Raw genomic sequence first — 24,887 nt, forward strand, 5'->3', positions numbered from 1 at the left:
CGGCGCCTCATGCACCTACAGCCATAAAATCAACATAGTAGACCTGTGCCAAAATGGGAATCCTGTCTGCACAAAAGCGTGCATAACGCGTCATTTTGGTGCCCTGTCGTCCGCACAGAAGTGTCTTGCCTGACTAGCCGTAGAATGCTTTAGTGTGGACGGCTCAAACCTGCCCGCTTTGACGGGCAAAACCTGAGCACGGTCCGCGTCGTCGGCAACAGCTATTTTCAGGATCACTACCATGATTAATGTGAACGAATATTTCGAAGGCAAGGTGAAGTCGCTGGGATTTCAGGAAGAAGATGGTCGCGCCAGCGTGGGCGTCATGGCTGCCGGCGAATACACTTTCGGCACGGGCCAGCCTGAAGAAATGACGGTGGTGAGTGGTGCACTGACGGTGCTGCTGCCTGAAGCCGATGAGTGGGAAACCTTTGAAGAGGGCGAGAGCTTCTTTGTCCCTGGTGACAGCAGCTTTGATCTCAAGGTGGCGGTCAATACCGCTTACCTCTGCCGGTACCTGTAAGTTTCTGCATCAGTTAACCTGATCACGGCAAGATGGTTACCCAGTGGTGCCATCTTGCGCATTTTAGGCTGACTTTCATGACATTTTCTCGGCGTTCATCCCATCAATAGCGAATAATCCTGCCATATACCTCGTCTTCTAGGTCATTCTGACCGCCTCTTGAACTGTCAGATTGACGCTTTACATTGCCGGTTTCACACTCCGAGGCTCTCACTTTTTAGCTGAAAGCCCGGAAGCGCCTTATGTCTCAACGTCCCGCTAAGTTAAAACCACTATTGGCAGGCTTTAGTTCCATCATGATTGTGCTGCTGCTGATCATGGCTGGAGTGACTTACATGAGCCTTCATCACATCCTGAACGATAACCAGTATGAGCACCGTATTGTCGGTGGTCTGGGTAAGAATGCAGCGGATGCACGTTTTCACATCGTGCAGATCCAGCAGTTTCTGACGGATGCCAGTGCGACAGGTGATCGTGCCGGGTTTGATGATGCAGCCGAGCAGTATGCCGAGCTTCTTAAAAACTTCGACAAGATCATCGCGACGGATGAGCGCCTGACCGACAACATCAACAAAGCCCGTGATCTGGCGGCGACCTACTATGAGGTCGGGCAGAAGATGGCGGAGACTTATATCACCCAGGGTCAGGCAGCGGGTAATGCCATTATGAAAGCCCCCGGTACCGGTTTTGATGACCGTGCCGAGGCACTGGCCGAACAGATGGCGGTTATGCTGAAGCAGGTGGATGGCCTGATCGCGGATATCAGCGAAGAGACGGTGGATGACCTGCAGTTGCTGCGCAGCGTGATTGTCGGTCTGGCGCTGCTGATGGCGGTGCTGGTAGGTCTTGGTGGCTGGGTTCAGTATCGCCGCATCTTCGGCATGCTGGGCGGTGAGCCGGCGACAGCGGTGACGCTGGCCAATGAAATTGCGAAGGGTAATCTGACGCAGAAGATTGACGGCCGTGAAGGCAGTTTAATGGCGGCACTGTCACAGATGCAGCAGCAGCTGAAAAATGTGACCAGCCACATCCGTCAGCTGTCACTGGAAGTCAAAGAGAACGCCAGCCGTCTGAATGATGATGCGCAAGGCATGCAGAAAAGCGTCCATACTCAGAATGACTCAACCCGCGCCATGTCGGTTACCGCTGAAGAGCTGTTCCAGGGTATTGAGCAGCTGAGCCGCGAAATTTCGGTGGTCGGACGCCAGACGGAAGAAGCTCAGGGCACCATCAACGAGTGCGAAAATGTGATTCAGCACTCGGCCAACGATATTCGCTCTATCGCTGATTACATCAGTAATGCCTCAGAGAAAGTGGACAACCTTAACCGCCAGACCGAGGAAATCGCCTCCATTACCCGTACAATCCATGATATTGCCGACCAGACCAACCTGCTGGCGCTTAATGCGGCGATTGAAGCAGCCCGTGCCGGAGAAAGCGGTCGCGGTTTTGCGGTGGTGGCCGATGAAGTGCGAAATCTGGCGGCGCGTACCGGTTCGGCAACGGTGGAAATCACCTCTCAGATTGAAAGTATTCGTCAGGGTATGGACGAAGTGGTGAAAGTCATGGGGCAGAGTGTTGATGCCTCGACCCGTGGTGTCGGTCAGGCGGCAGAAACCAGCACGGCGATTCGCGGGATTCGTAACAATACCGTGCAGATCAACGAATACGTGCAAGGCATGGTGGTTGCGCTGCAGCAGCAACAGGCGGCGATGGGTGACATGGCTCAGCGTATTGAGACTATCGCCACGATGACGGATACCAATCAGGGTGCGGTTGACCGTACCGTCAGCTCGTCCACGGCCCTGGAAGGTCACGCACAGGAGCTGGCGAACGCTGTCAGCATCTTCAAAGGCTGATCGTCGACGACGTAGCCAACGTTGACAAAAAAGCCCGCGAATATTGGCTCGCGGGCTTTTTTCTATCTGATGTCAGGTGATCAGTGGCAGTTCACGCTGATCACTGACTGGCGCTGACCTTGCGGTGTCAGCTGGTAGCTGGCTTCGCATACGGAGTCGTGCTCCGGCAAGGACTGATACAGCACCGCTGAGGTGTCCAGATAACGACAGCCCAGCAGATATTCCTGCTCGCCATTACCGACCAGCTCCCAGCGATCGGTTTGGGTTGTGCCCTCAGTCGTGGTTGCATCCGGCACCTGCACGCTGGGCTCTTCCAAAGGCCCGACAACTATCTCCACGCGATCCAGTCGACGTGCGGCCTGCTCGGTTTTTATCACCCAGGGAGCCGCTGTTGCCTGCACCTGAGGTTGCTCGGTAATACTCGCCGGGCAATGCAGGGTGTCGGCCAGACAAGGAGCACAGAGGAGGAATACCAGAGGTAAAGAGAGAACGCCTGCTGTGTGTTTCATCAATTACTCCACCACGTAGAAGGTATCGGCGTCGTTACTGCGTTTGGTGCCTTTGGGTCGATTAAAGCGAATTGCGCGTTCTTTCACTTCCCCTTGAGCATTCCATTGATCCAGCACGAGAATCCGTTGCGCATTGTGCTCCAGATAAATGGCGGCATGCTTGCCAAACTCATCGACAGGGTATTTGCCATTACTGTCAAACGTCGCAATGACGGTGCCTCTGGAGATCTCTCCCGCACGACAGTCACTGACTTTTTTACCGCGCTTCCATAATGGTGTCTGAGGTGCGGTCGTGGTTTGTCTGACGAACTCGACACACTCGGTATGACCACGACTGTTCTGATATTTACCTTTACCAAAAACATCGGACTCAGGGACTGCCAGCACGTAGCTCATGCAATTTCCTTTTGCAGTAATGAAAAACTACTCAAACTCTGTGCGCATCATAGGTGAGTCCTTAAGTATAAAAAAGCCCGGGCAGCGGGGCTGTCCGGGCTTTTATCAGTGCGGCGTTTTGGCGCCCGCTACGGTATTAGCGCAGATCGAAACGGTCTGCGTTCATCACCTTGGTCCAGGCCGCGACGAAGTCTTTAACGAACTTCTCGTGGTTGTCGTCCTGTGCGTACACCTCAGCGTAGGAGCGCAGGATGGAGTTGGAGCCAAACACCAGATCCACGCGAGTCGCGGTGTATTTGGTGTCCTGCGTCTTACGGTCGACAATGGCGTACAGGTTCTTGCCTTTAGGAACCCACTGGTAGCGCATGTCCGTCAGGGTGCTGAAGAAGTCGGTGCTCAGCACACCGACGCGGTCAGTGAAGACGCCGTGTTTGGAGTCACCGTAGTTGGTGCCCAGCACGCGCATGCCACCCATCAGTACCGTCATTTCCGGTGCCGTCAGCCCCATCAGCTGGGTGCGATCAAGCAGCAGCTCTTCCGGGGTCACGATGAAGTCTTTCTGCTGATAGTTACGGTAGCCGTCCGCTTTGGGCTCGAGCACATCGAAGCCTTCGACTTCCGTCATCTCCAGCGTGGCATCACCACGGCCGGGGGCGAAAGGCACATCGATATTGAAGCCTGCAGCCTTGATGCCCTGCTCAACGCCGACATTACCGGCCAGTACGATGGTATCGGCGATGCTGATGCCGAATTCCTGAGCGATGGGCTCCAGCACGGACAGCACTTTCTTAAGACGCGCAGGTTCGTTACCTTCCCAGTCTTTCTGTGGTGCCAGACGAATACGCGCACCGTTGGCACCGCCACGACGGTCAGAGCCACGGAAAGTCCGGGCGCTGTCCCAGGCGGTATTGATCATCTCGCTCTGGCTCAAACCAGACGCGGCGATCCTGGCTTTCACGGCGGCAACGTCGTAGTCGCTTTTGCCTGCGGGCACCGGGTCCTGCCAGGGCAGGTCTTCGGCAGGAACGTCCGGGCCGAAGTAGACAGACTTTGGCCCCATATCGCGGTGCGTCAGCTTGAACCAGGCGCGGGCGAAGGCATCGGAGAAGGCCGCGAAGTCGTTTTTGTAACGCAGGGCAATCTCGCGGTATGCAGGGTCAACCTTCATCGCCATATCGGCGTCCGTCATCATCGGGTTGTAGCGGATGGAGTCATCTTCGACGTCCACCGGCTTGTCTTCTTCCTTGATGTCGACAGGCTTGTACTGCCAGGCACCTGCGGGCGATTTGCACAGCTCCCACTCGTGGTTAAACAGCATCTCAAAATAGCCATTGTCCCACTGCGTCGGATGCGTGGTCCAGGCGCCTTCCGGTCCGCTGACCATCTGGTCGCGGCCAATACTGCGACCTTTGGTGTTGAACCAGCCAAGGCCCTGATACTCGGGACCGGCTTCTTCGGGATCGGGGCTCAGGTCGGCAGGGTTACCGTTACCGTGACATTTACCGATGGTGTGGCCACCAGCGGTCAGGGCGACGGTTTCTTCATCGTTCATTCCCATACGGGCGAAGGTTTCACGGATCTGTGCGGCGGTTGCCAGCGGATCAGGGTTACCGTTCACCCCTTCAGGGTTGACGTAGATCAGACCCATCTGCACGGCGGCCAGTGGGTTCTCCAGCGTGTCAGGCTTGGCGACTTCGCCGTAGCGGCCATCGGAAGGGGCCAGCCATTCTTTTTCATCACCCCAGTAAGTGTCTTTTTCGGGATGCCAGATATCTTCGCGGCCAAAGGCAAAGCCGTAGAGTTTCAGGCCCGCTTCTTCATAGGCCATGGAGCCCGCCAGTGCGATCAGATCCGCCCAGCTCAGCTTGTTGCCGTATTTCTTTTTGATGGGCCACAGGATGCGGCGGCCTTTATCGGTGTTGACGTTGTCGGGCCAGGAGTTCAGCGGGGCAAAGCGCTGGTTACCGGTGTTGTTACCACCACGGCCATCACTGGTGCGGTAGGAGCCTGCGGCGTGCCAGGTCACACGAGCCATCATGCCCACATAGCTGCCCCAGTCGGCAGGCCACCATTCCTGGCTATCGGTCATAAGCGCACGCAGGTCGGCTTTCAGTGCGTCTACATCCAGCTTTTTGAGTTCTTCACGATAGTTGAAGTCCTGACCCAGCGGGTTGGTCTTGGTATCGTGCTGATGAAGAATGTCGAGGTTCAGGGCATTGGGCCACCAATCCATCACGGACTTGCCGGTGCTGGTCATGCCGCCGTGCATAAAGGGGCATTTGCCTACACCTGAATTGTTATCGTTGGAATTCATTACATCTCTCCGAGGAAGTTTCAGGAACTCAGCTACGAAAAAGATACTAGTAGCCGGACGGGGGGATTCCAAATTGACTCCCTCAATATGTTTCATAGCAGGGAGCTATATATCCGATCTATCTAATTGGTATTTTTTATAGAAATAGCAATGCCCGGCGCAGTCTCTTAACAGGCCGGGTAGCGAGAAAAGCGAGGAAAAGGTGAAGGACGCTCAGAGGACGCGGCGGGCTATTTCTGTCGGGGAGGGGCGTAGCTCAGGTATTTGCTGGTGCCTAACCCAAGGCTGACCAGTGACTCCACCCACTTAAGTGCCACCTGCACGCCATCAATCACCGGGACATTCAGGTCTTTCTGCAGGGCTTTGGCCCATTTGGCCATACCCGCGCAACCCATCACCAGGCATTCGCTCTGGTCCTTTTCCAGCAGCGCCAGACCCAGGGTGCGCAAAGTACTGTAACTCTCTGGATCAGATTCCAGTGAAAGCACAGGAATATTGGCCGCGTGGATCCCGGCACAGCGGCGATCGACGCCATAGCTGCGGGCATTGCGCTCAAGAATATGGATTGAGCGCGGCAGGGTGGTCAGTACCGAATAACGCGCGCTTAACATGCTGGCGGCATGCATCGCCGCTTCCCCAATACCGAGCACCGGGCCGCTCGCCAGCTCCCGCGCCGCTTCAAGGCCGGTGTCATCAAAGCAGGCGATGACGTAGCCATCGACCCCCTGAGCCTCACCACGGCGAATTGCCTGCATCAGATGAAAGGCTGCCACAGCCCCATCGCTACTGCCTTCAATACTGGCCACAGAATCCGGCAGACAAATGACTTCAAGTTCGGTGCCGGGCGCACACAGCGGGCGACACTCGGCCTCCAGCATCGCGGTCATGCTGACGGAGGCGTTGGGATTAATCACTTGCAGTTTCATGAACTCAGGCTCCGCTCAGTGTGAATGCTGACGCTTGCGGGTCAGGCTCATCAGCAGCACGACCAGAGCAATGATGGTGAAGGAGAAAATCGTCGTCAGGGTGCCAAGGGCATAGAGCACCGGGGTGGTGACGTTGGTGGTCATGCCGAACAGCTCAAGGGGCAGGGTATTAAAGCTACCGGCGACCATCAGGGTGCGGGCAAACTCATCGTAGGACAGGGTCAGGCCAAAGAGCGCCACGCCAAGCAGGCTTGGGGCGATCAGCGGAATGACGATCAGCCGCACCGTTTGCCAATGGGAGGCGCCCAGATCCCGCGCGGCGGCTTCATAGGCCGGGTTAAAGCGGTTAAAGACGGCGAACATGATCAGCAGGCCAAAGGGCAGCGTCCAGGTCAGATGCGCGCCGAACGCCGACGAAAACCAGTTCGGCGAGATACCCAGACGATCAAACATCAGACCGATACCAAGGCTGATCAGAATGGAAGGAATGATCAGACTGGTCAGGGTCAGGTAGAACAGCACCGTGGAACCCGCAAAGCGTCGGCGGTAGGCAAAGCCTGCCATCAGGGAGAACACCAGCGTGCAGACCATCACCATCAGGCCGAGCAGCAATGAGCGCAGAAAAGAGCCGCCGAAGTCGCCGACCTGCTGCTCGGTAAAGAGGTTCTTGAACCAGTGCAGGGAGACGCCGTTCATCGGGAAAGTCAGGCCGCCGTCCGGTCCCTGAAAAGACAGAATGCCAATGGTCAGGGTCGGGCCGTAAAGGAACAGCATAAAGAGCGCAAAGACGATGCTCAGAATATAAAAGCTCAGGGGGCGTGAAGAGGTCATGCTCACAGCTCCTTGCGAATATCGACGAGTTTGAACAGCACCGTCAGCATGATCAGTACTGTCAGCAGCAGGACGATGGCGCTGGCCGCCGCCGCCGGATACTGCAGCAGGGAAATCTCGTTAAAGATGATGACGCCCACCGAAGCGCGAAGACCGCCGCCCATCAGCCGCACAGTGACGAAATCCCCCATCACCATGGTGATCACGAAAATACTGCCGATCAGAATGCCGGACTTGGAAAGAGGCAGAACGATGTGCAGCAGAATCTGCCAGGGTTTGGCGCCCGCATCGCGGGCCGCTTCGATGAGTCGGCGGTCGATGCGCATCATGGTGTTGAAGATCGGCGTCACCATAAACAGGGTGTACAGGTGCACATAGGCCAGCACGATGGAGAAATCGCTGTAGAGCAAAAAGGTCAGCGGTTCATCAATCAGCCCCATGCCCTGCAGGCCCTGATTCACCAGGCCATTACGCCCGAGCAGGGGAATCCAGGAAATCATGCGGATGATGTTCGAGGTAAAAAACGGGATGGTGCAGAGCAGGAAAAGCACCGTCTGGGCTTTGGTGGAGCGAATGTGAAACGCCAGATAATAGGCGATGGTAAAACCCAGGCCGAAGGTGATCAGCCAGGTCAGAAAGGCATACTGGAAGGTGTTGAGATAGGCCTTCCAGGTCACCGGTGAGGTGAGCAGATCCTGATAGTTGGTGAGGATAAAGTCCGGGATCAGCAGGAAAGAGTCGTAGTCCCAAAAGCTGACGACCAGAATCACCAGAATCGGGAAAACCAGAAAACCCATCAGTACGGCGGCCAAAGGCAATGACTGCAAGTGACTGACAGAAAGTACACCGCGACTCATGAAGACCTCCGTGACAAGGGCCGGCGGCAGAGCGCACCGGAAAGTGAACGCATTGAGAGTGAAAAAACGCTGACCAGAAGGGACAGTGCGCGGCAGCGTGGAAGCCACCGCGCACAGGTTCAGCGTCCGGGGACGCCAGTCTGATCAGGAAACGATGAACTCGTTCCACTTGCGGATCATGTACTTGTTCTCGTCCATGACGGAGTTCCAGCAGGCGACATGGCCCATGCGCTCCTCGTAGGAGCCGCCATCACGCACGGCGCCGGCGGTTTCCATGACCTTGCCTTCAGGGCTCAGAATATCGCCCTGCGCCGGTTTGCCTTCCATCCAGTAACCCCACTCATCGGCGGACATGAATTTCTGCGCGGTGCTGGGGGCTGCACTGTAATAACCCTGACGGTTCAGGTAAGCGCCAACCCAGCCGGACAGATACCAGTCGATGTATTCGTAAGCGGCATCCAGCTCAAGCCCGCTGAGATGCTTGGCCAGACCCAGACCGCCACCCCAGGCGCGGTAGCCTTCTTTCAGCGGCTGGTATTTACAGGCAATACCACGGCTGCGCACGGCGGCAACGGCGGGTGACCACATGGACTGAATCACCACTTCGCCCGAGGCCATCAGGTTGACGGACTCATCGAAGGACTTCCAGAAGGCGCGGAACTGGCCGTTTTTCTTGGCTTCCATCAGCATGGCGATGGTCTGGTCGATTTCATCGCGGGTCATGTTGCCCTTGTCGCCGTACTTAATCTTGCCGGATGCCTCGGCGATCATCGCCGCATCCATGATGCCGATGGCAGGAATATTCAGAATCGAGGCACGGCCTTTGAACGCAGGGTCCATGATGTCAGCCCAGCTGGTGATTTCACGGCCGACCAGATCCGGACGGATACCCAGTGTGTCAGCGTTATAAATGGTGGGGATCAGGGTCATCCACTGGGTGGGGCTTTTGGCAAAGGTTTTGGAATCCTGACTTTCCACGAAACCAACGGTATGGGGAGCCGTACCCTGCGCGATCTGGCTGTCCGGGGTCAGCTTGCCGGTGATAAACAGCGGGGAAATCTTGTCGAAATTCTTCAGGCGCTGCACATCCATCGGCTGCATGACACCGGCAGGAAAGACTTTCTTGCAGATCCAGTATTCGATATCCGCGATGTCGTAAGAGTTCGGCTGAGTCACCGCACGCTGTGCCACCGCATCGGAATCCAGCGCGGTCAGCTGCAGATTGATGCCGAGGTCTTCCTTGGCTTTCTTGGCAATATCGTTGAGGTTGGAGACGCCGGTCCCGAACTGACGCAGGGTGACGTTCTTGATGTTTTGTGCCCAGATCATCGGGAAGCCGGTGATCGCACCTGAGCCCACAGCAGCGGCAGAAGCGGCGCCCGCGGCTTTGATCAGGCCGCGACGGCTAAGGACCGGGCCGGATGAGGTGGACGTGGCCTCGGCAGAAGCCGGAGTTGAAGCCTGGGATGAGGGTTCGTCGTACTGCTGCGTCATGGTGCGATCTCCAAGGTTGATTTAGGCGAGGTGCTGCTGAAACAGGTTGATGTGCTCGGCCTTCCAGCCCAGCACCACGGCATCGCCGCATTGCAGTGGCCACTGGCCACAGTCCCGTTCGGGAAGGTATGCCATCAGGCTTTCGCCGCTGGCGGTGGTGCATTCCACATAGAGAAACGCACCTTGAAACTCGATATCCCTGATAGTCGCTGGCAGGCTGAACTCGTGTTCCAGCGCATCGCCGGGCAGCGCCAAAGCAAGGTGGTCGCAACGGACCGAGAATGACAGTGCATCGCCGGGCTGGATGTCGCTGCTGACCTGGTTGTCGGTAATCCAGCCGCCGGTGTTGTCATCCAGTTCCAGACGAATTCGTCCCGCCTGAGACTGGCCAAGGCGACCCTGCAGCAGATTATGACCACCAATAAACTGGGCCACGAAAGGCGTTGCCGGGCGTTCAAACAGGGTGCGTGGCGGGGCAATCTGGCGGATCTTTCCGCCTTCCATCACCACTGCAATGTCCGCCAGTGCGAAGGCTTCTTCCTGCGAATGGGTCACGTGAACAAAGGTCAGCCCGAGCTTCTGCTGAATGGCCTTGAGCTCTTTGCGCATCTTGATGCGAAGAAAGGGGTCGAGGGCCGAAAGTGGCTCATCCAGCAGGACCACATCGGGTTCGGTAATGAGTGCGCGTGCCAGGGCGACACGTTGCTGCTGGCCGCCGGAAAGCTGCTCGGGAAAGCTCTCGGCGAAGTCCTGCATGTTCACCAGTGCCAGCAGTTCGCGGGCACGATCCTGACGCTCGCTCTTTTTCATCCCGGCGATACGCAGGCCAAAGGCGACATTATCGAGACAGTTCATGTGGGGAAAAAGCGCGTAGCTCTGGAACATCATCGCTGTGCCGCGCTGAGTCGGGGAGAAGTCGGTGACGTTGCGGTTATCCATCAGGATATCGCCCTCGCTCACAGACTCATGACCAGCCAGCATGCGCAAGGTGGTGCTCTTGCCACAGCCACTTGGCCCCAGCAGACACACATAGGCACCGCTGGGGATGCGAAGGTTCACATCCATGACGGCGGGGCGGTTTCCGTAGTTCTTATGCACCGAGACCAGCTCGACCTGACCTTTTCCTGGCATGACGGCTTTCCAGATTGCTAACAATATGAAAACGATTGTTAGCAACGCCTGTGCCACTTATTCAGTGAAATGGCCATGCGGCTTCTATTGAAAATAAACCTTATGGTTTGAAAATAGTCCTAAACACCGGAGTTTACTGGTTTTGTTTGAAACAAAAGTTTCTCACCAAGGCTGCCATACTCGGCTGATTTTGGCGTGAAAGTGAGTTTTTTACTGGTTTGCGTTGTTCTTATGAGGGAAAAACAGCCAGACTCTCTTGAAACTGAAACGCAAAGTGAACAAAAAAAGCGCAACCTGCAGACGTGGGTGCACGATATCGTGCAAGGTGTTTCCATGCTGGCAACGCTGTGATGGGTTTGCTAGATTGTTAACAATTTTTCGTCTCTGGAGAGTTCAGCATGAGCCGTGCCGCCGATGAAGTGCAACGTCTCTACAGCGCGTTATATGACGCGATTGTTGAGCAGCGTTTGCCGCCAGGTACGCGGCTGACGGAACTTAATCTGGTTGAGGTGTTCAAGGCGAATCGCAATCATGTGCGTGCGGCACTGCGGGATCTGGCGCATCTGAAACTGGTGCGCATCGAAATGAACCGCGGCGCTTTTGTGGAAGAACCCTCACCTGAGCAGGCCAAGGATGTATTTGCGGCGCGGCGGGTGGTGGAAAAAGCCATTATTGAGCAGGCCGTCGCGCGTCTGAGTGCACGTGATAAAAAAGCCATTCAGGCCCACATCAGCAAAGAAGATGCGCTGGGACATGATCCCGCCAAGCCCGAATTCATCCGTTTATCCGGGGAGTTTCATCGCATGCTGGCGCGTATTGCCGGGAATCAGGTGCTGGCGGACATGCTCGACAGCCTGATTGCCCGCAGCTCTCTGATCATCGCCCTGTATGAAGTGCGAAGCGGCGTGCAGTGCTCACATGATGAGCACCACATTCTGGCTCAGGCGATCCTTCAGCAGGATGCACCGACTGCGATTCAGGCGATGGAGCAGCACCTTATCGCGATCGAGCAACGCCTGAAGCTGGGGCCGAGAGAGGAAAGTCAGGTGGATCTGTTTGAAGTCTTCGGCGACATGGGCAGCCGCTAGCTTGCCGTTTTCACGCCGCCTGAAAAACCAAAGCGATAGCCCGATTAACAGGCCGGTCAGCACGGCCACCATTAAAAAGCCGATAACGGCCAAACGATAGGCGATGGACGCCTGTTTACATTCCTTGTCAGTCATCTTCCCAGATTCCTTTCATTACGTGATGGGGCATGATTAGTGCGAACTAGGTGCGCTGGGCTTTTCCCGCGAACGCTGCATAACTGATCCCGGCGATAGCGCCGGCAATATGAGACTCAAAGGATACGCCGCTCTGCGGAACGAAACCGATAATCCAACCGCCGTACAGAAACAGCGTGACCGCTGCGAGCAACCAATCCTTCAGGCTGCGCCGATACCACGCCCGGCCCAGCAATAAGCCCCACAAGCCAAACAACCAGCCACTGGCGCCGATATGAATCGCCGAACGACCAAAAAGCCACACCAAGGCGCCTTCCACCAGAATGATCCAGATACTGGCCCGAATAAACTCCCGCCGCGAGTCCAGCACCACCAGCGAACCCAGCACAGCAAAGCCGCCGAGATTCCCCAGACAATGCTGCCAACTGCCATGTAACCAAGGCGAAAACAAAATACCGGGAATACCACTCAAGGTACGAGGAACCAATCCCCACTGGTTAAGGGAGTAATGGGTCAGGGTATTGACCAGTTGAAGAGCCAGCATAATAAGCAGCGTGCTGGTTAGGAGTTTTAGGTTGTTCACTGTTAGAGATTACTCATTGCAATATTTATAATTTTCGGCGCTAATCTTGATGCTGTAGTTTTCGTTAAAAAATATGCTGGGAAGTGATTGTATAGACTGTTAGGAGGATATGAAACTTAGTTATTTCTATTGATGGTTATTTTTATTTTAAATAAAACGCCCTTATATATTAGGTTAGAAAACTATAAGGCGTATGCATCATCCCGCTAAAGGCAAAAACCTGTCATAATAAGTATCCGCCCATAATAGAAAAGGAATGTAATCCGGTGTTGACTGGATTATTCGCCTGCCACCATTACCATTATATGAAAGATTAAGAATAAAGCCTTACTATTGATAAAAGCAGTATCGAACCATCGGCTATGTAAGTGCCTGGAATTTAGACATCCTGAAGTAGTGTTCAAGGAATGCCTTCAGGGTATTGAGGCGAGTGTCGTAATTCAGATTTGAGTTCGCAGCTTGAATTAAGCATCGATGATGTTTAGCGCCTTTACAATAGTCTCTTTCTGTAGCGCAACCCAGTATTCATCTTGATTTTCAATAACAATGCCATCTAAATGGTTCATTCTGGCTATCATTCTGAAAACTTTCTCACCATTCATTCCTGCATAAGGCTTGTTAAGTTTGCTATTTTCTTTCTCTGTATAAAATAGAGCTAGCTTTAAATTATCTTTATTTTTTACATATGGTAGAACTGTCTGTCCATCTTCTGTTTTCCCTACATTAAAGAAAACTTCCGACTTCATGAATTTGCTAATTACTTCAATGTAGTTTTCGTTTTTATTTTCTTTAGAGGTTAACTCAATAAGATTTTTTAAATTGCTCATTAGTAATTTCCATATCGATGGATAAATTTTATTGATTTATTGTCTATTACTCCATCTACAGGCTTTGTTGTAAAAAACGAAACAGGTTCACGTACTACAAAATGAAGGCATGAATAAGCATGCTTCCCGAAGTACAAAATAATGAATTGGAAGTCCTACAACACGCGCGCTCAAAGCGCGCGTGTCATGGATGATCTGGCTGAACCGAGAAATGACCCGGCACTGAACGCCACGCGGTCAGCGTGAACGCACACAGCTCTTCAGCGATGCGACCATTCAGTTCTGTCTAACTGTCTAACTGTCTAACTGTCTAACTGTCTAACTGTCTAACTGTCAAAGGCGAAGCGTGCCGTATTAAAAGCCCCTCGGTTCTCATCACCCAGTCAACCACTGATCCACCCTACTGAAAGGCTCCCATGCAATGCCAGAGGTTCTTTGAAGGTGTAATTACCAATGAGGCGGTATCGTCATCATGGAACGGGCAGCACATAACGTAATCACTACCGTGGGGTTTCAGGGTAAAGCCCTTAGCTTCCACCAGATTAACCAGCGATACCTCTTGCTTGATCCTGTCGATTAATTGATCAGATAGTCTCGTCATACCTTGTTTCCCCCTGAACCCCGTCAAGTATCTTGTATTGTTAATTTTGACACACTATACTGTACCTTTATCAACAGTCAACGATACCCAAGGGGTACACTTATGGGCACCAACATTATCTGGCTGCTCCCATGGAATTTGTAAAACGACTGATAGAGCTACGCAAACAGCGTGGATTGACCCAGCAGGCATTGGCCGATGCTATTGAACTACACGTCAATCAGATTAAACGGTACGAGGCAGGTACAGCACAGCCTACCCTGGAAACACTGGTGCGACTGGCTAAAGAGCTGCATACAACACTGGATGATTTGGTGTTTGGTGAGGATCAGCGCGGCCCTATCGACGACCTGCGCTTGCAGTTTGAGGCCTTAAGCCAGTTTGATGATGAGGAACGCAAGGTCGCCAAGGCGGTATTGGAAAGCCTTATCCTTAAGCACAACGCCAAACGAGCTTTTGCGGATCAGATGCAGGGGGCTAAGTAATGGCTTCCTCCAAGCAACTCAATAAAACCAGCAAGTTTTTAAGTTTTGTTTTACGCCATAAACCCGAGTCTATCGGTCTAGAACTGGATGCCAACGGCTGGGCTAACCTTGATGAACTGGTTGATAAAGCGAACACTTCTGGGGAAGTGAGCAATCTGGATCGCGCCTTGATTCAGGAAGTGGTCGATACCAGTGATAAGAAGCGATTTATTATTTCCGATGACGAGCAACGTATTCGTGCGAACCAAGGGCACTCGGTCGATGTGGATTTGCAGCTAAAGCCAGCAACACCACCCGAGTTTTTATACCACGGTACAGCGACACGGTTTCTCAATAGCATCTTGCAGGAAGGATTAAAGCCGCAACAGCGGCAGTACGTGCATCTGTCAACAGATATTGAAACAGCCACTGCTGTCGGGCAGCGCTACGGCAAGCCAGTAATTCTAAAAATAAAAGCCCTGCTCATGCATGAACAGGGCTTTGTATTTTATCAGTCTGAGAATGGGGTTTGGCTTACTGAATCAGTACCTAGTACCTACTTAATAAGCCAGAGTTAATCCCAATCTTTTGCTAACTCTTTGGCTTCCTGCAGCCAAATATCGAAGCTCTCTAACTCCTCCCTTTCCTCCCATCCGGAAGATGCAAAATCATGAATAATTTTCACTTTCAGTACGGAGGAATTTTCTGAGACATCAAAACAAGCTACATCATCATCGTCTAAACGCCTAGCAAATGGAACCAAGTCCAAATTTGGGTAGCGCTCTTTTAATCCTGCATGACGGACATTAAGCCACTTTCCATGCAATAACTGCCAAGGGCCAAAGTCGATTTCATCATCTTCAAGCAGGCATAAAAGATTTTTGGGGTACTCAAACCATTCAGGTAAAAGCTCCCTACTCAATAGTTCGTACATCAATATTTTTTCCCGTATGAAATAAATGGAGAGCCTTCAGGGTACGGATTTCTAAACAAAGAGCTTTGATTGCTTATCCTGTTTTTAACAGCCTCACCCCAATTAGTTGGCACCTCTCCTTTTCTACCAATAAAGCGAGAAATAAACTGCTCATCATTAGGCAATAAGTCATCGAAATTATGGACTCTTGCTTGAATTTTCACTCCTGCAAGGTCCGCCGCAACTATCCGAGTATTATCCAGAGAGGTTAAGCCACCATCCGGCATACGAACAATATCTATTAGCTTATCTGGTTCAACCTGAAACCCATTTTTCTGCATGCTTTCGGTTAAAGCACGCAATGTAGCGCCTTGCTGCTTCGTAGTTGTTTGTGTAGTGCGGATAAATCGAGGATCAAGTTCAGTCAATCCATCAATCACGTTTTTGTTTGTAACTTTTCCCGCTGCGGATGTCACCCAATTATAGCCAGTTTCAACTTTATTCCCTAAGTAAACGACACCTTCTTCAGCCGCTGTCAGTACTTTAGATACGCCGGTAATCGTCTTACCTCCGGCCCATATTACGGCCTGTTCCGCCGCTCCGAATTCTGCGCCTACTGGGCCTAATGCATCCAAAGTATTTAAAAGACCATCATTAAAGCTTCTTAGCGAGCTTTTAACGTGTGTCCAAGTCGTGACGTCTGTCGGGGGGGAATAGCTCACGCATTCTGGTAAAGGGATGCCATCTACTGTAGGCATTTCACAAAATTCAGGAATCGTTTCTTTACAAGGTTTTGGAGTGTTGGCACTCAACCCTAACGGATCCACCCAGTTAATCGGGTTCGGGGTGTAGCGATAGGGGTTGAGTCCACCCAGCAGGCCAATCGGGTCCTGGCTGATATAGCGCCCTGTCTGTGGGTCGTAGTAGCGGTAGCGGTTGTAGTGCAGGCCGCTTTCGGCATCGAAGTACTGACCCTGAAAGCGTAAGGGGTTGCTGACTTCCTCAAGGCTGATATGAGCTTCACCAAAGGCGCTGTAGCTGGCGAGCCAGACAGTGCGGCCTGTCAGATCGCACAGGCGTTGGGGCGTGCCGAGTTGATCCAGCTGATAGGTATAGACCTGGCCCTGATCGACCAGCGCCAGCGGGCGGAAGGTCTTGGGTTCGTATAGGTACCAGCGGTACTGGTCATCGGTGACCTCACCGATCAGGCGCTGATCATCCCAGAAGAATACCGTGGTTGCCCGGTCAATACGGGTCACCCAGGCGTCGTCATCTTCCTCATCGTAGCCGTCTTCCCGCACCAGCTGTCGCGTTTCGACCTGCTTGGCGATTCGACGGCCCAGGCTGTCGTAGAAGTAGCGCACGCGAATATCGCCGGTGCTTAAGCTGCTGAGCTGATTGAGGGCATCAAACTCACGGGTTTGCAGCGGAGTATCGCTGTCCGCCTGACGTACGGCAGTTTGGTTACCGTAGACATCGTAGCGGTAGCGCAGGGCACCAAAGTGGGTGAGGCGGTCGAAGGTCGACTCGGCATCGCGGTGCAGCGGGTTGCCCTGACTGTCAAAGGCGAAGCGGGCAGTATTAAAAGCCCCTTTGGGGGCATCGACCAGCGCCTGATGATGCTCTACCAGCTGCGCAAGGGCATCGTACTGATAGCGTTGGTCGCCGAGTTCGGAGTCTTCGACGCTGGTGAGCTGTTGATCGGCTCCGTAGTAGTAACGGCGGCTCTGCTGCTTCTCGCCACTCTAGCGGTGCTGCTCCTTCAGGTGGCCATGTAGCTATTCTTTCTTACAACTCAGTCCAGTGAATGCGTCAAGTATTAAAATATCTATTTTGTTTTATAGTAAATAGAAATATTGCTAATATTTTCTTTTCTTAAGAAAATCTTATTGCTCCTCGAATATAAAACTTCTATTTCTTGATCGTTTTTCCATATCACTTTTGGTGTATCTAAGCTTTCTATTGTGAAAAACTCTTTATCATCTTTCGAGTTTTCAGAAGAGATAGATAAAGAAATTGAGTCTTTTGTTGTTGCGCCACACATGATTTTATTAATATTAACGGAAGAGTTTCCAGTGGGTGAAAAGATTTTTTCAATAGGTGAAATTTCACAATCGCCAACAACTCCTCCAGTATTAAAAAAGATAAATGCTAGTAAGGTAAAAGAAAAAATAATAAATAAAATTATTCCAAAAAAATATTTTATGTATTTATTCATTTTCATGATGCCATCTTTCCGGATGCTCATAATAATCAATGCCTTGTTTAATCCAGTATTGGTCATTAGGATCATCCTTGTAGGGTGGTTCTCCTAGAAAAGGAAGATGTAGCGTGCCACTTTTACCCCAGTCCGGCTGAGATGTGCCTGCTGCCTCTTGAGCTAATCCTGCCTCATTTAGAAGAATTGAGCTAGGGAATCCAAATGCGGCTCCTGTCGCACCATAATTAAAATTCCCAAAATCTTCGTATTTCGAACCTTGTTGTTTATAGTCCCAAGGACCCTTGTTTTTTACTTGATTCCTAAACCAAAAAGGCGACCAGTGGCTTTTTGCTTCGTCAATATTTTGATCAATATGTGCATTAGGTGGAGATAAAGGGGGCCATTTCTTTTCATCATCAAATTCGCTTGCAAGGTCGGGAACTGTCGTTGTTGACATTAATTTTTTATAAAAATAATGTGTTGAATCTGATATTTCTTCATATAAGCCCTCTTTACACGATAACCCCAACGGATCCACCCAGTTAATCGGGTTTGGGGTGTAGCGGTATGGGTTAAGTCCACCCAGCAGGCCAATCGGGTCCTGGCTGATGTAGCGCCCTGTCTGTGGGTCGTAGTAGCGGTAGCGGTTGTAGTGTAGGCCGCTTTCGGCATCGAAGTACTGACCCTGGAAGCGTAGGGGGTTGCTGACTTCCTCAAGGCTGATATGAGCTTCACCAAAGGCACTATAGCTGGCGAGCCAGACAGTGCGGCCTGCCAGATCACACAGGCGTTGGGGCGTACCGAGTTGATCCAGCTGATAGGTATAGACCTGGCCCTGATCGACCAGCGCCAGCGGGCGGAAGGTCTTGGGTTCGTAGAGATACCAGCGGTACTGGTCATCGGTGACCTCACCGATCAGGCGCTGATCATCCCAAAAGAACACCGTGGTTGCCCGGTCAATACGGGTCACCCAGGCGTCGTCATCCTCCTCATCGTAACCGTCTTCCCGCACCAGCTGACGCGTTTCGACCTGCTTGGCGATTCGACGGCCCAGGCTGTCGTAGAAATAGCGCACGCGAATATCGCCGGTGCTTAAGCTGCTGAGCTGATTAAGGGCATCAAACTCACGGGTTTGCAGCGGAGTATCGCTGTCCGCCTGACGTACGGTAGTTTGGTTACCGTAGGCATCGTAGCTGTAGCGCAGGGCACCAAAGTGCGTGAGGCGGTCGAAGGTCGACTCAGCATCGCGGTGCAGCGGGTTGCCCTGACTGTCAAAGGCGAAGCGGGCGGTATTAAAAGCCCCTTTGGGGGCGTCGACCAGCGCCTGATGATGTTCTACCAGCTGCGCAAGGGCATCGTACTGATAGCGTTGGTCGCCGAGTTCGGAGTCTTCGACGCTGGTGAGCTGTTGATCTGCACCGTAGTAGTAACGGCGGCTCTGCTGCTTCTCGCCGATCTGGCGCTGTTGTTCCTTCAGGCGTCCCTGCGCATCGTAGAACGAGGTCAGGCTCAGCTCGCCACACTGGCGTTTAACTTCACGCAGTTGCTCATCCAGCGAGCGTTCGAGAATGGTTTTTGGCTCCAGCGCACCGGCAGCCTGCCATTGCACGCTGGCCAGCTGATGAGATTCATAGCTGAAGTTCCAGCGCGAGCCGTCAGGCAGCTGCTGGCTGATGATCTGGCCTTGCGCGTTAAACTCCTGCTCAAAACGCTGGGCTTCACTGAGGAAAGGCGAGGTCAGGGTGGCGTTACGCAGCTGACCGGCAGGGCTGTAGCTGTAGTTCCAGCGCGCATGAGGGTTTTCCAGTTGTGAGGAACCCTGACGCAGGCGTGGGGTAAAGTGGTCTTCCTGCTGCTGATCATTCAGCGTCGCGATACGACGAGTGACTTTTCCGGCCAGATCGCGCTCCAGTGTAATCCGGCGCTCCTGCTCACTTAACGCCAGTAGCTGGCCTGCGGCATCGTAACGGTAGTGTTGCTCGCGGCCATCGAAGCCCTGAGTGCGGCTGATGCGCTCCTCGCCATCGTAGTCGAGCAGGTAGCGGCTGCCGTCATTGCGCTGAATCGCGGTGAGGTTACGCTCCTGATCATATTCCAGGGTTAAACGGCTGCCGTCCGGTAGCTGCTGAGCCACTGGCTGCGACAGGCCGTCGTATTCCATCTGGGTGATCTTGCCATCAGGATCGGTCTGGCGGGTCAGCTGCCCTGCCTCGTTGTACTCATAGCGAGTGACCAGGCGCTCATCCGGTGTGGCCTGGGGAAACTCGGCCCGCTCAACCACCAGACCCCGCTCATAGCGCAAGGTGGTGATGCGCTGATCCGGGTTCAGAATCGCATTGATATGGCCTTGTTCATCGTAGCCGTAGCGCCACTGGGCCTCGCCAATGCGTACCGCTGCCAGACGATCAGGCTGCTGCTTTTCATAGAGGTAGGTCAGCGTCGGTTGGTGATCGCTCTCGACCTGATAAAGACGGCCGCGCTCATCGTAGAGGTAATCGGTGCGCAGGCCATCGGCATTTTCTTCCCACAGCAGTTTGCCGAGGCTATTGAACTCGCGCTTGATACGCAGGCCTTCGCTGTCCTGATGGGCGACCAGCTGACCACGCTCGTTGTAATCAAAGAGCTCGCTGTGGCCATCGGCATGACGGGTTTCCAGCAACAGGCCTTGCGGGCTGTAACGGTGCAGGGTCTGACGGCCGAGCGGGTCAATCTCGCGGATAACGCGCAGCTGCTCGTCATAGTCTTTAAGAGTGACGGCCCCTGAAGGCGTCTCGATGCGCACCGGCATCCACTGCTCATTATGGGTGTAGATAAAGCGGCCGCCGCGGCTGTCCGTCATTGTGGTGATGCGGTTCGCGCGGTCGTACTCGAAGTGGTAGTGGTAAATATCCCGGTCACCCCACTGCTCTACGCAGCGTGCGGCCACCGGATTGGCGCCGTCATAATCCCAGCGGAAAAAGTGGCTGAAGCCCGATGCACGGCGGCGCTGAATCAGCAGGCCCTGCTCATAGCGATAGTTTTCAGTGCGCTCAAAGGCATCCGTCGCGGTCAGCAGGTCGCCCCGGTCAGAGTAGCTGTAACGCGCCAATACCTGATGGTGCTCGGCAATCTGGTGGCTACTCATGCGTACCGCTTGCAGCGCCGTGATCCGGTTGTGCTCGTCGTACTGGACTTCCACGGCTTTGCCATAGGTGTAGTCGAGCAGATGCAGACGGAACTGATCATCGTAGCGGCAGTAGAGCATGTGGCCCTGGGGTGAGCAGAGACGGGTCAGCAGGAAGCGGTCGCTACCGTCTTCCAGACAGGTAAAGTCCCAGCTTTGGCCATTGGGCAGGAAGAGGCGGAAATAGGAGCGCTCTTCGCTGTCGTCATACAGGTGCTCCAGTGCCAGTCCCGCCGCCTGCTGGTAGCTGATGCCGCCTGCACCCACCCAGCCAAACAGATGTTGTCGGCCATCGTGATCGACAAAGACCAGCTGGCGAGAATCGCTATCGCCCTGAATAAGCTGTACATATTGATGGAAGGGGGTCAGCCAGCCTTTACCCAGGCCAATATCCTGAGTGCAAAGGGCAGTACGGTAGGTGCGTTTCCACTCCAGCGGGAAAAGACCAGGGAGGTTGAAGTCCGTCAGAGACAGAATTTCTTCACCGGTAACGAGGGAAACCGGGTCGCCCGCCAGCGTCATTGCACCGACTGGAAGGGCGGTGGCGGAGTCAGTGCCTGCGACAGACGCTACATTTTTGAACACGGCACTGCTGGGGCCGGTCTGCATGGGATTGGATGAAACACCCCAGCAGCCGCCCTGCTTGTCGCTACTTACGACGTAGCTGGTGTAATCAACCGGATCAAAGGAGATCGAGGCATAACCTGCGCCGCGGTTTTTCTCCTGATTACTCTTCTCGACGTAATTCTTGAAGGTATTTTTATCGTCAGGGAAAAAGCTCATACCCGTGCCTCCTTCACCTGCTCAGCGCCAGTGACGCAAGTACAGAAGCGGTGCTTGTCAGCACCGAAAAACGGGCGAAAGAGCGAGGTGCAGGCGGGCGTCCTCAGCATGGGCGATCTTCCTTGAGTGTGAGGTGGTATCGAGACTTTCGAGGCCACAAGCGCGATTCGTGGCGGTGGTCAGGCGTCCGGCCGGACCCTCAAAAGGAGCTGCAGAATAGATAGCTCAGGGAAGTGTGTCAAATTTTGTATCCGAAAGTTCCCTTCTGTAATTCCTTTTTTACGCACCGCGACGAATCAGTCGCAGACTCATTACAGAGACGACGCCTGTTCGGATAATGAAGAACACCCAGTAGGCCAGCCAAAGGCCACTGTTTTCATAGGATTGGGTGCAATACCAACAGAGGATGAAGCCCGCGCTGGCGAGCAGAATGGAGTCGCGCATCAACCGGAACTGACTGGTGCCGATCAGTAAGCCATCAAAGAGATAGCTCCACACCGCGACCAATGGCATCAGGATCAGCCAGGGCAGGTAGGTATCAATAAGCGCCAGTACTTCCGGCACGCTGGTCAGTAAATGGGCCAGCGGCAAACCCGCGACGGCGAAGAGTAATGTCCAGCCAAGGGCGGTGAGGCCGGAGAGCCAGGCTGCGGCCTTGATGACGCGGGTGAGGCGCTCACGGTTTTGCTGGCCCCACGCTGCACCGGTCAGGGCTTCAACGGCCTGGGCAAAACCGTCCAGCACATACGAGGTCAGGCTCATGCCCTGCAGCAGAATGGCATTGGCGGCGAGGACGTTGGCGCCGAGCAGGCTGCCTTGTCGGGTCATCCAGGTCAGTACGCCGAGCAGGCAAAGGGTGCGAATAAACAGATCCCGATGGCTTTTAAACAGCCGACGCCAGGGGCTTTGCTGCAGCGCCTGACGTGTCGGCCATGCGCCGGGCAAGCGTTTGAGCTGACCCATGACCAGCCAGAGGCCACAAAGGCTGCCGACATATTCGGCGATCACCGAAGCGGCCGCCACACCAGCGCTGTTCCAGCCAAGGCCGAGGCCCAGCCAGGCATCCAGCACGATATTGGTGAGATTGACGCTCAGCATCATCAGCACCGGTGCGCGTGCCTGTTGCAGCGCGAGGAGGCTGCCGAGCAGCACATAGTTGAGCAAGGTCGCGGGTGCTGACCAGATGCGGATATGCAGATAGGTATCGACGGTACCGGCGATGGACTCGCCCGGCGCGTAGATCAGCTTTAGCAGCGCCATTAAGGGCAGCTGCAGAAGGATCATCAGCAGGCCCAGACACAGTGCCGTAACGATGGCCTGCGCCAGACCAAGACGAAGTTCTGTGCCGTCACGTCGGCCAAAGGCCTGGGACAGGGTGGCGGTGGTGCCCATCCGTAAAAAGCCGAAGGCCCAGAACAGCAGGCTGAAGGCGGAGGCGCCGAGGGCCACCGCAGCCAGGTGACGGCTGTCATCCAGATGGCCGACCACAGCGGTATCCACCAGCCCGAGTAAAGGCACACTGGCGTTACTGAGCATGATCGGCCAGGACAATTGCCACAGGCGTTTAGCCGGTGCCTGATCCTCCAGCGCTGTTGAATTGTCCGCCTGCATTTAACTGGCGCGGCTCAGGCGTTGGGGTGCCAGATTACTGATAAGGAACAGCAGGAAAGCGCAAACCACCACCGACGGCCCGGCGGGCGTGTCGTGGTAATAGGAGAGGGCCAGCCCCAGGCAGACGGCCAGCATGCCGATAATGCTGGAGAAAATGGCCATTTGCTCAGGGGTGTGGGCAAAGCGCCGTGCTGTCGCCGCCGGAATAATCATCAGTGACGTGATCAGCAGCACGCCGACAATCTTCATCGCCACGGCGATGACCATCGCGACCAGCAGCATCAGTGCCAAACGCACGCGCTCAACGGGAACCCCTTCGACTTTGGCAAGATCTTCATTCACGGTGATGGCAAGGAGCGGTGTCCAGAGCCAGGACAGCAGCGCCAGCACCACGGCGCCGCCACCGTAAATCCAGTAAAGATCGACTGCTTGCACGGCGAGGAGATCGCCAAACAGGTAGCTCATCAAATCGATACGCACATTATCCAGCAGAGACACCGCCACCAGACCCAGGGACAAACTGGTATGGGCGAGAATGCCGAGCAGGGTGTCGGTGGCGATCCAGCGCTTGTGTTGCAGGCTGACCAGCACCAGAGCGAGGCCGATACAGCACAGCACCACGGCCAGATTGAGATTGATGCTGAAGAGAAACCCCAGCGCCACACCCAGTAAGGCCGAGTGGGCGAGGGTGTCACCGAAGTAAGCCATGCGCCGCCACACCACGAATGAGCCCAATGGCCCCGCTACCAGCGCAACGCCAAGACCGCCCAGCAGGGCCAGCAGTAAAAATGTATCCACCTGGGTATTCTCCTCATACGGCAGGCGAGGGCATCACGCGGTCACGCAGCGGATGCCAGAACGGATCGGAATTGCGGTTACTTCTGACTCAGCGTCAGTGATGGTGATGTTCGTGCCCCTCGACATGGCAGCATTCCGGATGATCGACAATCACGTTGCCATGATCATCATGCTGGTGGTCGTGATGGTGGTTATACAGCGCCAGCGTGTCGGCGGCACGACGACCAAAGAGATCAATAAAGGAAGGATCATTGCTGACCTGCGCTGGCGAACCAGAGCAGCAGACGTGCCGGTTAAGGCAAATCACCTGATCCGTCTCCGCCATCACCAGATGCAGATCGTGAGATACCATCAATACCGCGACGCCGGTTTCACGGCGCAGCTGGCCAATCAGGGCGTAAAGCTCCACCTGCCCGTTCACATCGACACCCTGTACCGGCTCATCCAGTACGAGCAGGTTTGGCTGTTGCAGCAGAGCGCGGGCCAGCAGCACGCGCTGGGTTTCGCCGCCGGATAAGCCGTGCATGGGCTTATTGAGCAGATGGGCTGCGCCGACGCGTTCCAGAATCGCGGTGAGATCCTGCTTGCGTGATGCTTTCGACAGGCGCAAAAAGCGCGTCACCGTCAGGGGCAGGGTGTTATCCAGATGCAGTTTCTGCGGCATATAGCCTATGCGCAGGCCGGCGCTGCACTCGCGTTTGCCCTGAGTGGGGTTTAACAGACCGAGCACCACTCTCACGAGGGTGGTTTTACCGGCGCCATTCGGGCCAATCAGGGTAGTGATTTCACCGGGATGGACGGTCAGGCTGATATTTTCCAGCACCGCATCCTCGCCATAGCGAACGGCAATGCCTTCCAGTGAAAGTAAGGGGTTTGTCATG

The 24,887-nt window shown here is 54.3% G+C and carries 24 protein-coding genes; 6 read left to right on the forward strand and 18 right to left on the reverse strand.

Features of this window, described 5'->3' with window-relative positions; translation table 11 throughout:
• Positions 1–241: 241 nt before the first annotated feature.
• Together ppnP and ACKC9G_RS15585 are read left to right on the forward strand one after the other, a co-directional pair.
• Positions 242–523 (forward strand): pyrimidine/purine nucleoside phosphorylase, encoded by a 282-nt coding sequence (gene ppnP / locus ACKC9G_RS15580; RefSeq protein WP_411407037.1) that lies wholly within the window; start codon positions 242–244, stop codon positions 521–523.
• Between the two features lie 242 nt (positions 524–765).
• The gene (locus ACKC9G_RS15585) at positions 766–2,382 is read left to right on the forward strand and encodes a methyl-accepting chemotaxis protein (RefSeq protein WP_411407039.1); all 1,617 of its coding nucleotides are present in this window, start codon (positions 766–768) and stop codon (positions 2,380–2,382) included.
• Between the two features lie 80 nt (positions 2,383–2,462).
• Here the strand turns inward: ACKC9G_RS15585 and ACKC9G_RS15590 are convergent, their stop codons facing one another.
• The 8 genes from ACKC9G_RS15590 to ACKC9G_RS15625 form a co-directional block, all read right to left on the reverse strand.
• Entirely contained in the window at positions 2,463–2,891 is a 429-nt protein-coding gene (locus ACKC9G_RS15590; RefSeq protein WP_411407041.1) for an STY0301 family protein, read from the reverse strand.
• 3 nt (positions 2,892–2,894) lie between these two features.
• The gene (locus ACKC9G_RS15595; RefSeq protein WP_411407043.1) at positions 2,895–3,287 is read right to left on the reverse strand and encodes a BPSL0067 family protein; all 393 of its coding nucleotides are present in this window, start codon (positions 3,285–3,287) and stop codon (positions 2,895–2,897) included.
• A 136-nt stretch (positions 3,288–3,423) separates the two neighbouring features.
• Positions 3,424–5,601 carry a catalase/peroxidase HPI gene (gene katG / locus ACKC9G_RS15600; RefSeq protein ID WP_411407045.1) on the reverse strand — a complete coding sequence of 726 codons (2,178 nt, stop codon included), beginning with the start codon at positions 5,599–5,601 and terminating at the stop codon, positions 3,424–3,426.
• 230 nt (positions 5,602–5,831) lie between these two features.
• Positions 5,832–6,527 (reverse strand): aspartate/glutamate racemase family protein, encoded by a 696-nt coding sequence (locus ACKC9G_RS15605; protein WP_411407047.1) that lies wholly within the window; start codon positions 6,525–6,527, stop codon positions 5,832–5,834.
• Between the two features lie 15 nt (positions 6,528–6,542).
• A complete protein-coding gene (locus ACKC9G_RS15610; protein WP_411407049.1) occupies positions 6,543–7,358 on the reverse strand; it encodes an ABC transporter permease in 816 nt (271 codons plus the stop codon).
• A 2-nt stretch (positions 7,359–7,360) separates the two neighbouring features.
• On the reverse strand, positions 7,361–8,215 hold the full coding sequence (locus tag ACKC9G_RS15615) for an ABC transporter permease (protein WP_411407051.1): 855 nt from the start codon (positions 8,213–8,215) through the stop codon (positions 7,361–7,363).
• Between the two features lie 144 nt (positions 8,216–8,359).
• Complete coding sequence (locus tag ACKC9G_RS15620) at positions 8,360–9,709, reverse strand: ABC transporter substrate-binding protein (RefSeq protein WP_411407053.1); 1,350 nt, start codon at positions 9,707–9,709, stop codon at positions 8,360–8,362.
• Between the two features lie 21 nt (positions 9,710–9,730).
• Positions 9,731–10,840, reverse strand: a complete 1,110-nt coding sequence (locus tag ACKC9G_RS15625) for an ABC transporter ATP-binding protein (RefSeq protein ID WP_411407055.1) — start codon at positions 10,838–10,840, stop codon at positions 9,731–9,733.
• 398 nt (positions 10,841–11,238) lie between these two features.
• On the opposite strand from ACKC9G_RS15625, the gene ACKC9G_RS15630 reads away from it, so the two are divergent.
• Positions 11,239–11,928 (forward strand): GntR family transcriptional regulator, encoded by a 690-nt coding sequence (locus ACKC9G_RS15630; RefSeq protein WP_411407057.1) that lies wholly within the window; start codon positions 11,239–11,241, stop codon positions 11,926–11,928.
• Positions 11,929–12,109: 181 nt separating this feature from the next.
• Here ACKC9G_RS15630 and ACKC9G_RS15635 read toward each other — a convergent pair whose 3' ends face one another.
• The 3 genes from ACKC9G_RS15635 to ACKC9G_RS15645 form a co-directional block, all read right to left on the reverse strand.
• Positions 12,110–12,607: a rhomboid family intramembrane serine protease gene (locus ACKC9G_RS15635; protein WP_411407059.1), complete on the reverse strand. Its 498-nt coding sequence runs from the start codon at positions 12,605–12,607 to the stop codon at positions 12,110–12,112.
• 503 nt (positions 12,608–13,110) lie between these two features.
• Entirely contained in the window at positions 13,111–13,473 is a 363-nt protein-coding gene (locus ACKC9G_RS15640) for an SseB family protein (protein WP_411407061.1), read from the reverse strand.
• Between the two features lie 400 nt (positions 13,474–13,873).
• Complete coding sequence (locus tag ACKC9G_RS15645) at positions 13,874–14,074, reverse strand: CHC2 zinc finger domain-containing protein (RefSeq protein WP_411407063.1); 201 nt, start codon at positions 14,072–14,074, stop codon at positions 13,874–13,876.
• A gap of 131 nt (positions 14,075–14,205) precedes the next feature.
• Here ACKC9G_RS15645 and ACKC9G_RS15650 point away from each other — a divergent pair, with 131 nt between their 5' ends.
• Entirely contained in the window at positions 14,206–14,559 is a 354-nt protein-coding gene (locus ACKC9G_RS15650; protein ID WP_411407065.1) for a helix-turn-helix domain-containing protein, read from the forward strand.
• Entirely contained in the window at positions 14,559–15,116 is a 558-nt protein-coding gene (locus ACKC9G_RS15655) for an RNA 2'-phosphotransferase (RefSeq protein WP_411407067.1), read from the forward strand. The genes ACKC9G_RS15650 and ACKC9G_RS15655 overlap by 1 nt, the downstream gene beginning before the upstream one ends.
• Here the strand turns inward: ACKC9G_RS15655 and ACKC9G_RS15660 are convergent.
• Together ACKC9G_RS15660 and ACKC9G_RS15665 are read right to left on the reverse strand one after the other, a co-directional pair.
• Positions 15,113–15,472: a hypothetical protein gene (locus tag ACKC9G_RS15660; RefSeq protein ID WP_411407069.1), complete on the reverse strand. Its 360-nt coding sequence runs from the start codon at positions 15,470–15,472 to the stop codon at positions 15,113–15,115. The genes ACKC9G_RS15655 and ACKC9G_RS15660 overlap by 4 nt on opposite strands.
• Positions 15,472–16,815 (reverse strand): RHS repeat-associated core domain-containing protein, encoded by a 1,344-nt coding sequence (locus ACKC9G_RS15665; protein WP_411407071.1) that lies wholly within the window; start codon positions 16,813–16,815, stop codon positions 15,472–15,474. Before ACKC9G_RS15665 ends, ACKC9G_RS15660 begins: the two co-directional genes overlap by 1 nt.
• Before the next feature lie 96 nt (positions 16,816–16,911).
• On the opposite strand from ACKC9G_RS15665, the gene ACKC9G_RS15670 reads away from it, so the two are divergent.
• Positions 16,912–17,229, forward strand: a complete 318-nt coding sequence (locus tag ACKC9G_RS15670; protein WP_411407073.1) for a hypothetical protein — start codon at positions 16,912–16,914, stop codon at positions 17,227–17,229.
• Between the two features lie 50 nt (positions 17,230–17,279).
• On the opposite strand, the gene ACKC9G_RS15675 is transcribed toward ACKC9G_RS15670, so the two are convergent.
• The 5 genes from ACKC9G_RS15675 to znuC form a co-directional block, all read right to left on the reverse strand.
• Positions 17,280–17,675: a hypothetical protein gene (locus ACKC9G_RS15675; protein ID WP_411407075.1), complete on the reverse strand. Its 396-nt coding sequence runs from the start codon at positions 17,673–17,675 to the stop codon at positions 17,280–17,282.
• A complete protein-coding gene (locus tag ACKC9G_RS15680) occupies positions 17,662–21,597 on the reverse strand; it encodes an RHS repeat-associated core domain-containing protein (protein WP_411407077.1) in 3,936 nt (1,311 codons plus the stop codon). Before ACKC9G_RS15680 ends, ACKC9G_RS15675 begins: the two co-directional genes overlap by 14 nt.
• Positions 21,598–21,876: 279 nt before the next feature.
• Positions 21,877–23,208 (reverse strand): MATE family efflux transporter, encoded by a 1,332-nt coding sequence (locus ACKC9G_RS15685; RefSeq protein ID WP_411407079.1) that lies wholly within the window; start codon positions 23,206–23,208, stop codon positions 21,877–21,879.
• Positions 23,209–24,006, reverse strand: coding sequence for a zinc ABC transporter permease subunit ZnuB (znuB, locus tag ACKC9G_RS15690; RefSeq protein WP_411407081.1), 798 nt, complete (start codon positions 24,004–24,006; stop codon positions 23,209–23,211).
• Positions 24,007–24,100: 94 nt separating this feature from the next.
• The gene (gene znuC / locus ACKC9G_RS15695) at positions 24,101–24,886 is read right to left on the reverse strand and encodes a zinc ABC transporter ATP-binding protein ZnuC (RefSeq protein ID WP_411407083.1); all 786 of its coding nucleotides are present in this window, start codon (positions 24,884–24,886) and stop codon (positions 24,101–24,103) included.
• Position 24,887: the final 1 nt, after the last annotated feature.

It is taken from the genome of Pokkaliibacter sp. CJK22405, assembly GCF_046614695.1.
GTDB lineage: Bacteria > Pseudomonadota > Gammaproteobacteria > Pseudomonadales > Balneatricaceae > Pokkaliibacter.

Bases quoted from the DNA above. Each gene is read 5' to 3' on its own strand.
- ppnP (WP_411407037.1), top strand. From the start codon at position 242: ATGATTAATGTGAACGAATATTTCGAAGGCAAGGTGAAGTCGCTGGGA.
- ACKC9G_RS15585 (WP_411407039.1), top strand. From the start codon at position 766: ATGTCTCAACGTCCCGCTAAGTTAAAACCACTATTGGCAGGCTTTAGT.
- ACKC9G_RS15590 (WP_411407041.1), bottom strand. From the start codon at position 2,891: ATGAAACACACAGCAGGCGTTCTCTCTTTACCTCTGGTATTCCTCCTC.
- ACKC9G_RS15595 (WP_411407043.1), bottom strand. From the start codon at position 3,287: ATGAGCTACGTGCTGGCAGTCCCTGAGTCCGATGTTTTTGGTAAAGGT.
- katG (WP_411407045.1), bottom strand. From the start codon at position 5,601: ATGAATTCCAACGATAACAATTCAGGTGTAGGCAAATGCCCCTTTATG.
- ACKC9G_RS15605 (WP_411407047.1), bottom strand. From the start codon at position 6,527: ATGAAACTGCAAGTGATTAATCCCAACGCCTCCGTCAGCATGACCGCG.
- ACKC9G_RS15610 (WP_411407049.1), bottom strand. From the start codon at position 7,358: ATGACCTCTTCACGCCCCCTGAGCTTTTATATTCTGAGCATCGTCTTT.
- ACKC9G_RS15615 (WP_411407051.1), bottom strand. From the start codon at position 8,215: ATGAGTCGCGGTGTACTTTCTGTCAGTCACTTGCAGTCATTGCCTTTG.
- ACKC9G_RS15620 (WP_411407053.1), bottom strand. From the start codon at position 9,709: ATGACGCAGCAGTACGACGAACCCTCATCCCAGGCTTCAACTCCGGCT.
- ACKC9G_RS15625 (WP_411407055.1), bottom strand. From the start codon at position 10,840: ATGCCAGGAAAAGGTCAGGTCGAGCTGGTCTCGGTGCATAAGAACTAC.
- ACKC9G_RS15630 (WP_411407057.1), top strand. From the start codon at position 11,239: ATGAGCCGTGCCGCCGATGAAGTGCAACGTCTCTACAGCGCGTTATAT.
- ACKC9G_RS15635 (WP_411407059.1), bottom strand. From the start codon at position 12,607: ATGCTGGCTCTTCAACTGGTCAATACCCTGACCCATTACTCCCTTAAC.
- ACKC9G_RS15640 (WP_411407061.1), bottom strand. From the start codon at position 13,473: ATGAGCAATTTAAAAAATCTTATTGAGTTAACCTCTAAAGAAAATAAA.
- ACKC9G_RS15645 (WP_411407063.1), bottom strand. From the start codon at position 14,074: ATGACGAGACTATCTGATCAATTAATCGACAGGATCAAGCAAGAGGTA.
- ACKC9G_RS15650 (WP_411407065.1), top strand. From the start codon at position 14,206: ATGGAATTTGTAAAACGACTGATAGAGCTACGCAAACAGCGTGGATTG.
- ACKC9G_RS15655 (WP_411407067.1), top strand. From the start codon at position 14,559: ATGGCTTCCTCCAAGCAACTCAATAAAACCAGCAAGTTTTTAAGTTTT.
- ACKC9G_RS15660 (WP_411407069.1), bottom strand. From the start codon at position 15,472: ATGTACGAACTATTGAGTAGGGAGCTTTTACCTGAATGGTTTGAGTAC.
- ACKC9G_RS15675 (WP_411407075.1), bottom strand. From the start codon at position 17,675: ATGAAAATGAATAAATACATAAAATATTTTTTTGGAATAATTTTATTT.
- ACKC9G_RS15680 (WP_411407077.1), bottom strand. From the start codon at position 21,597: ATGAGCTTTTTCCCTGACGATAAAAATACCTTCAAGAATTACGTCGAG.
- ACKC9G_RS15685 (WP_411407079.1), bottom strand. From the start codon at position 23,208: ATGCAGGCGGACAATTCAACAGCGCTGGAGGATCAGGCACCGGCTAAA.
- znuC (WP_411407083.1), bottom strand. From the start codon at position 24,886: ATGACAAACCCCTTACTTTCACTGGAAGGCATTGCCGTTCGCTATGGC.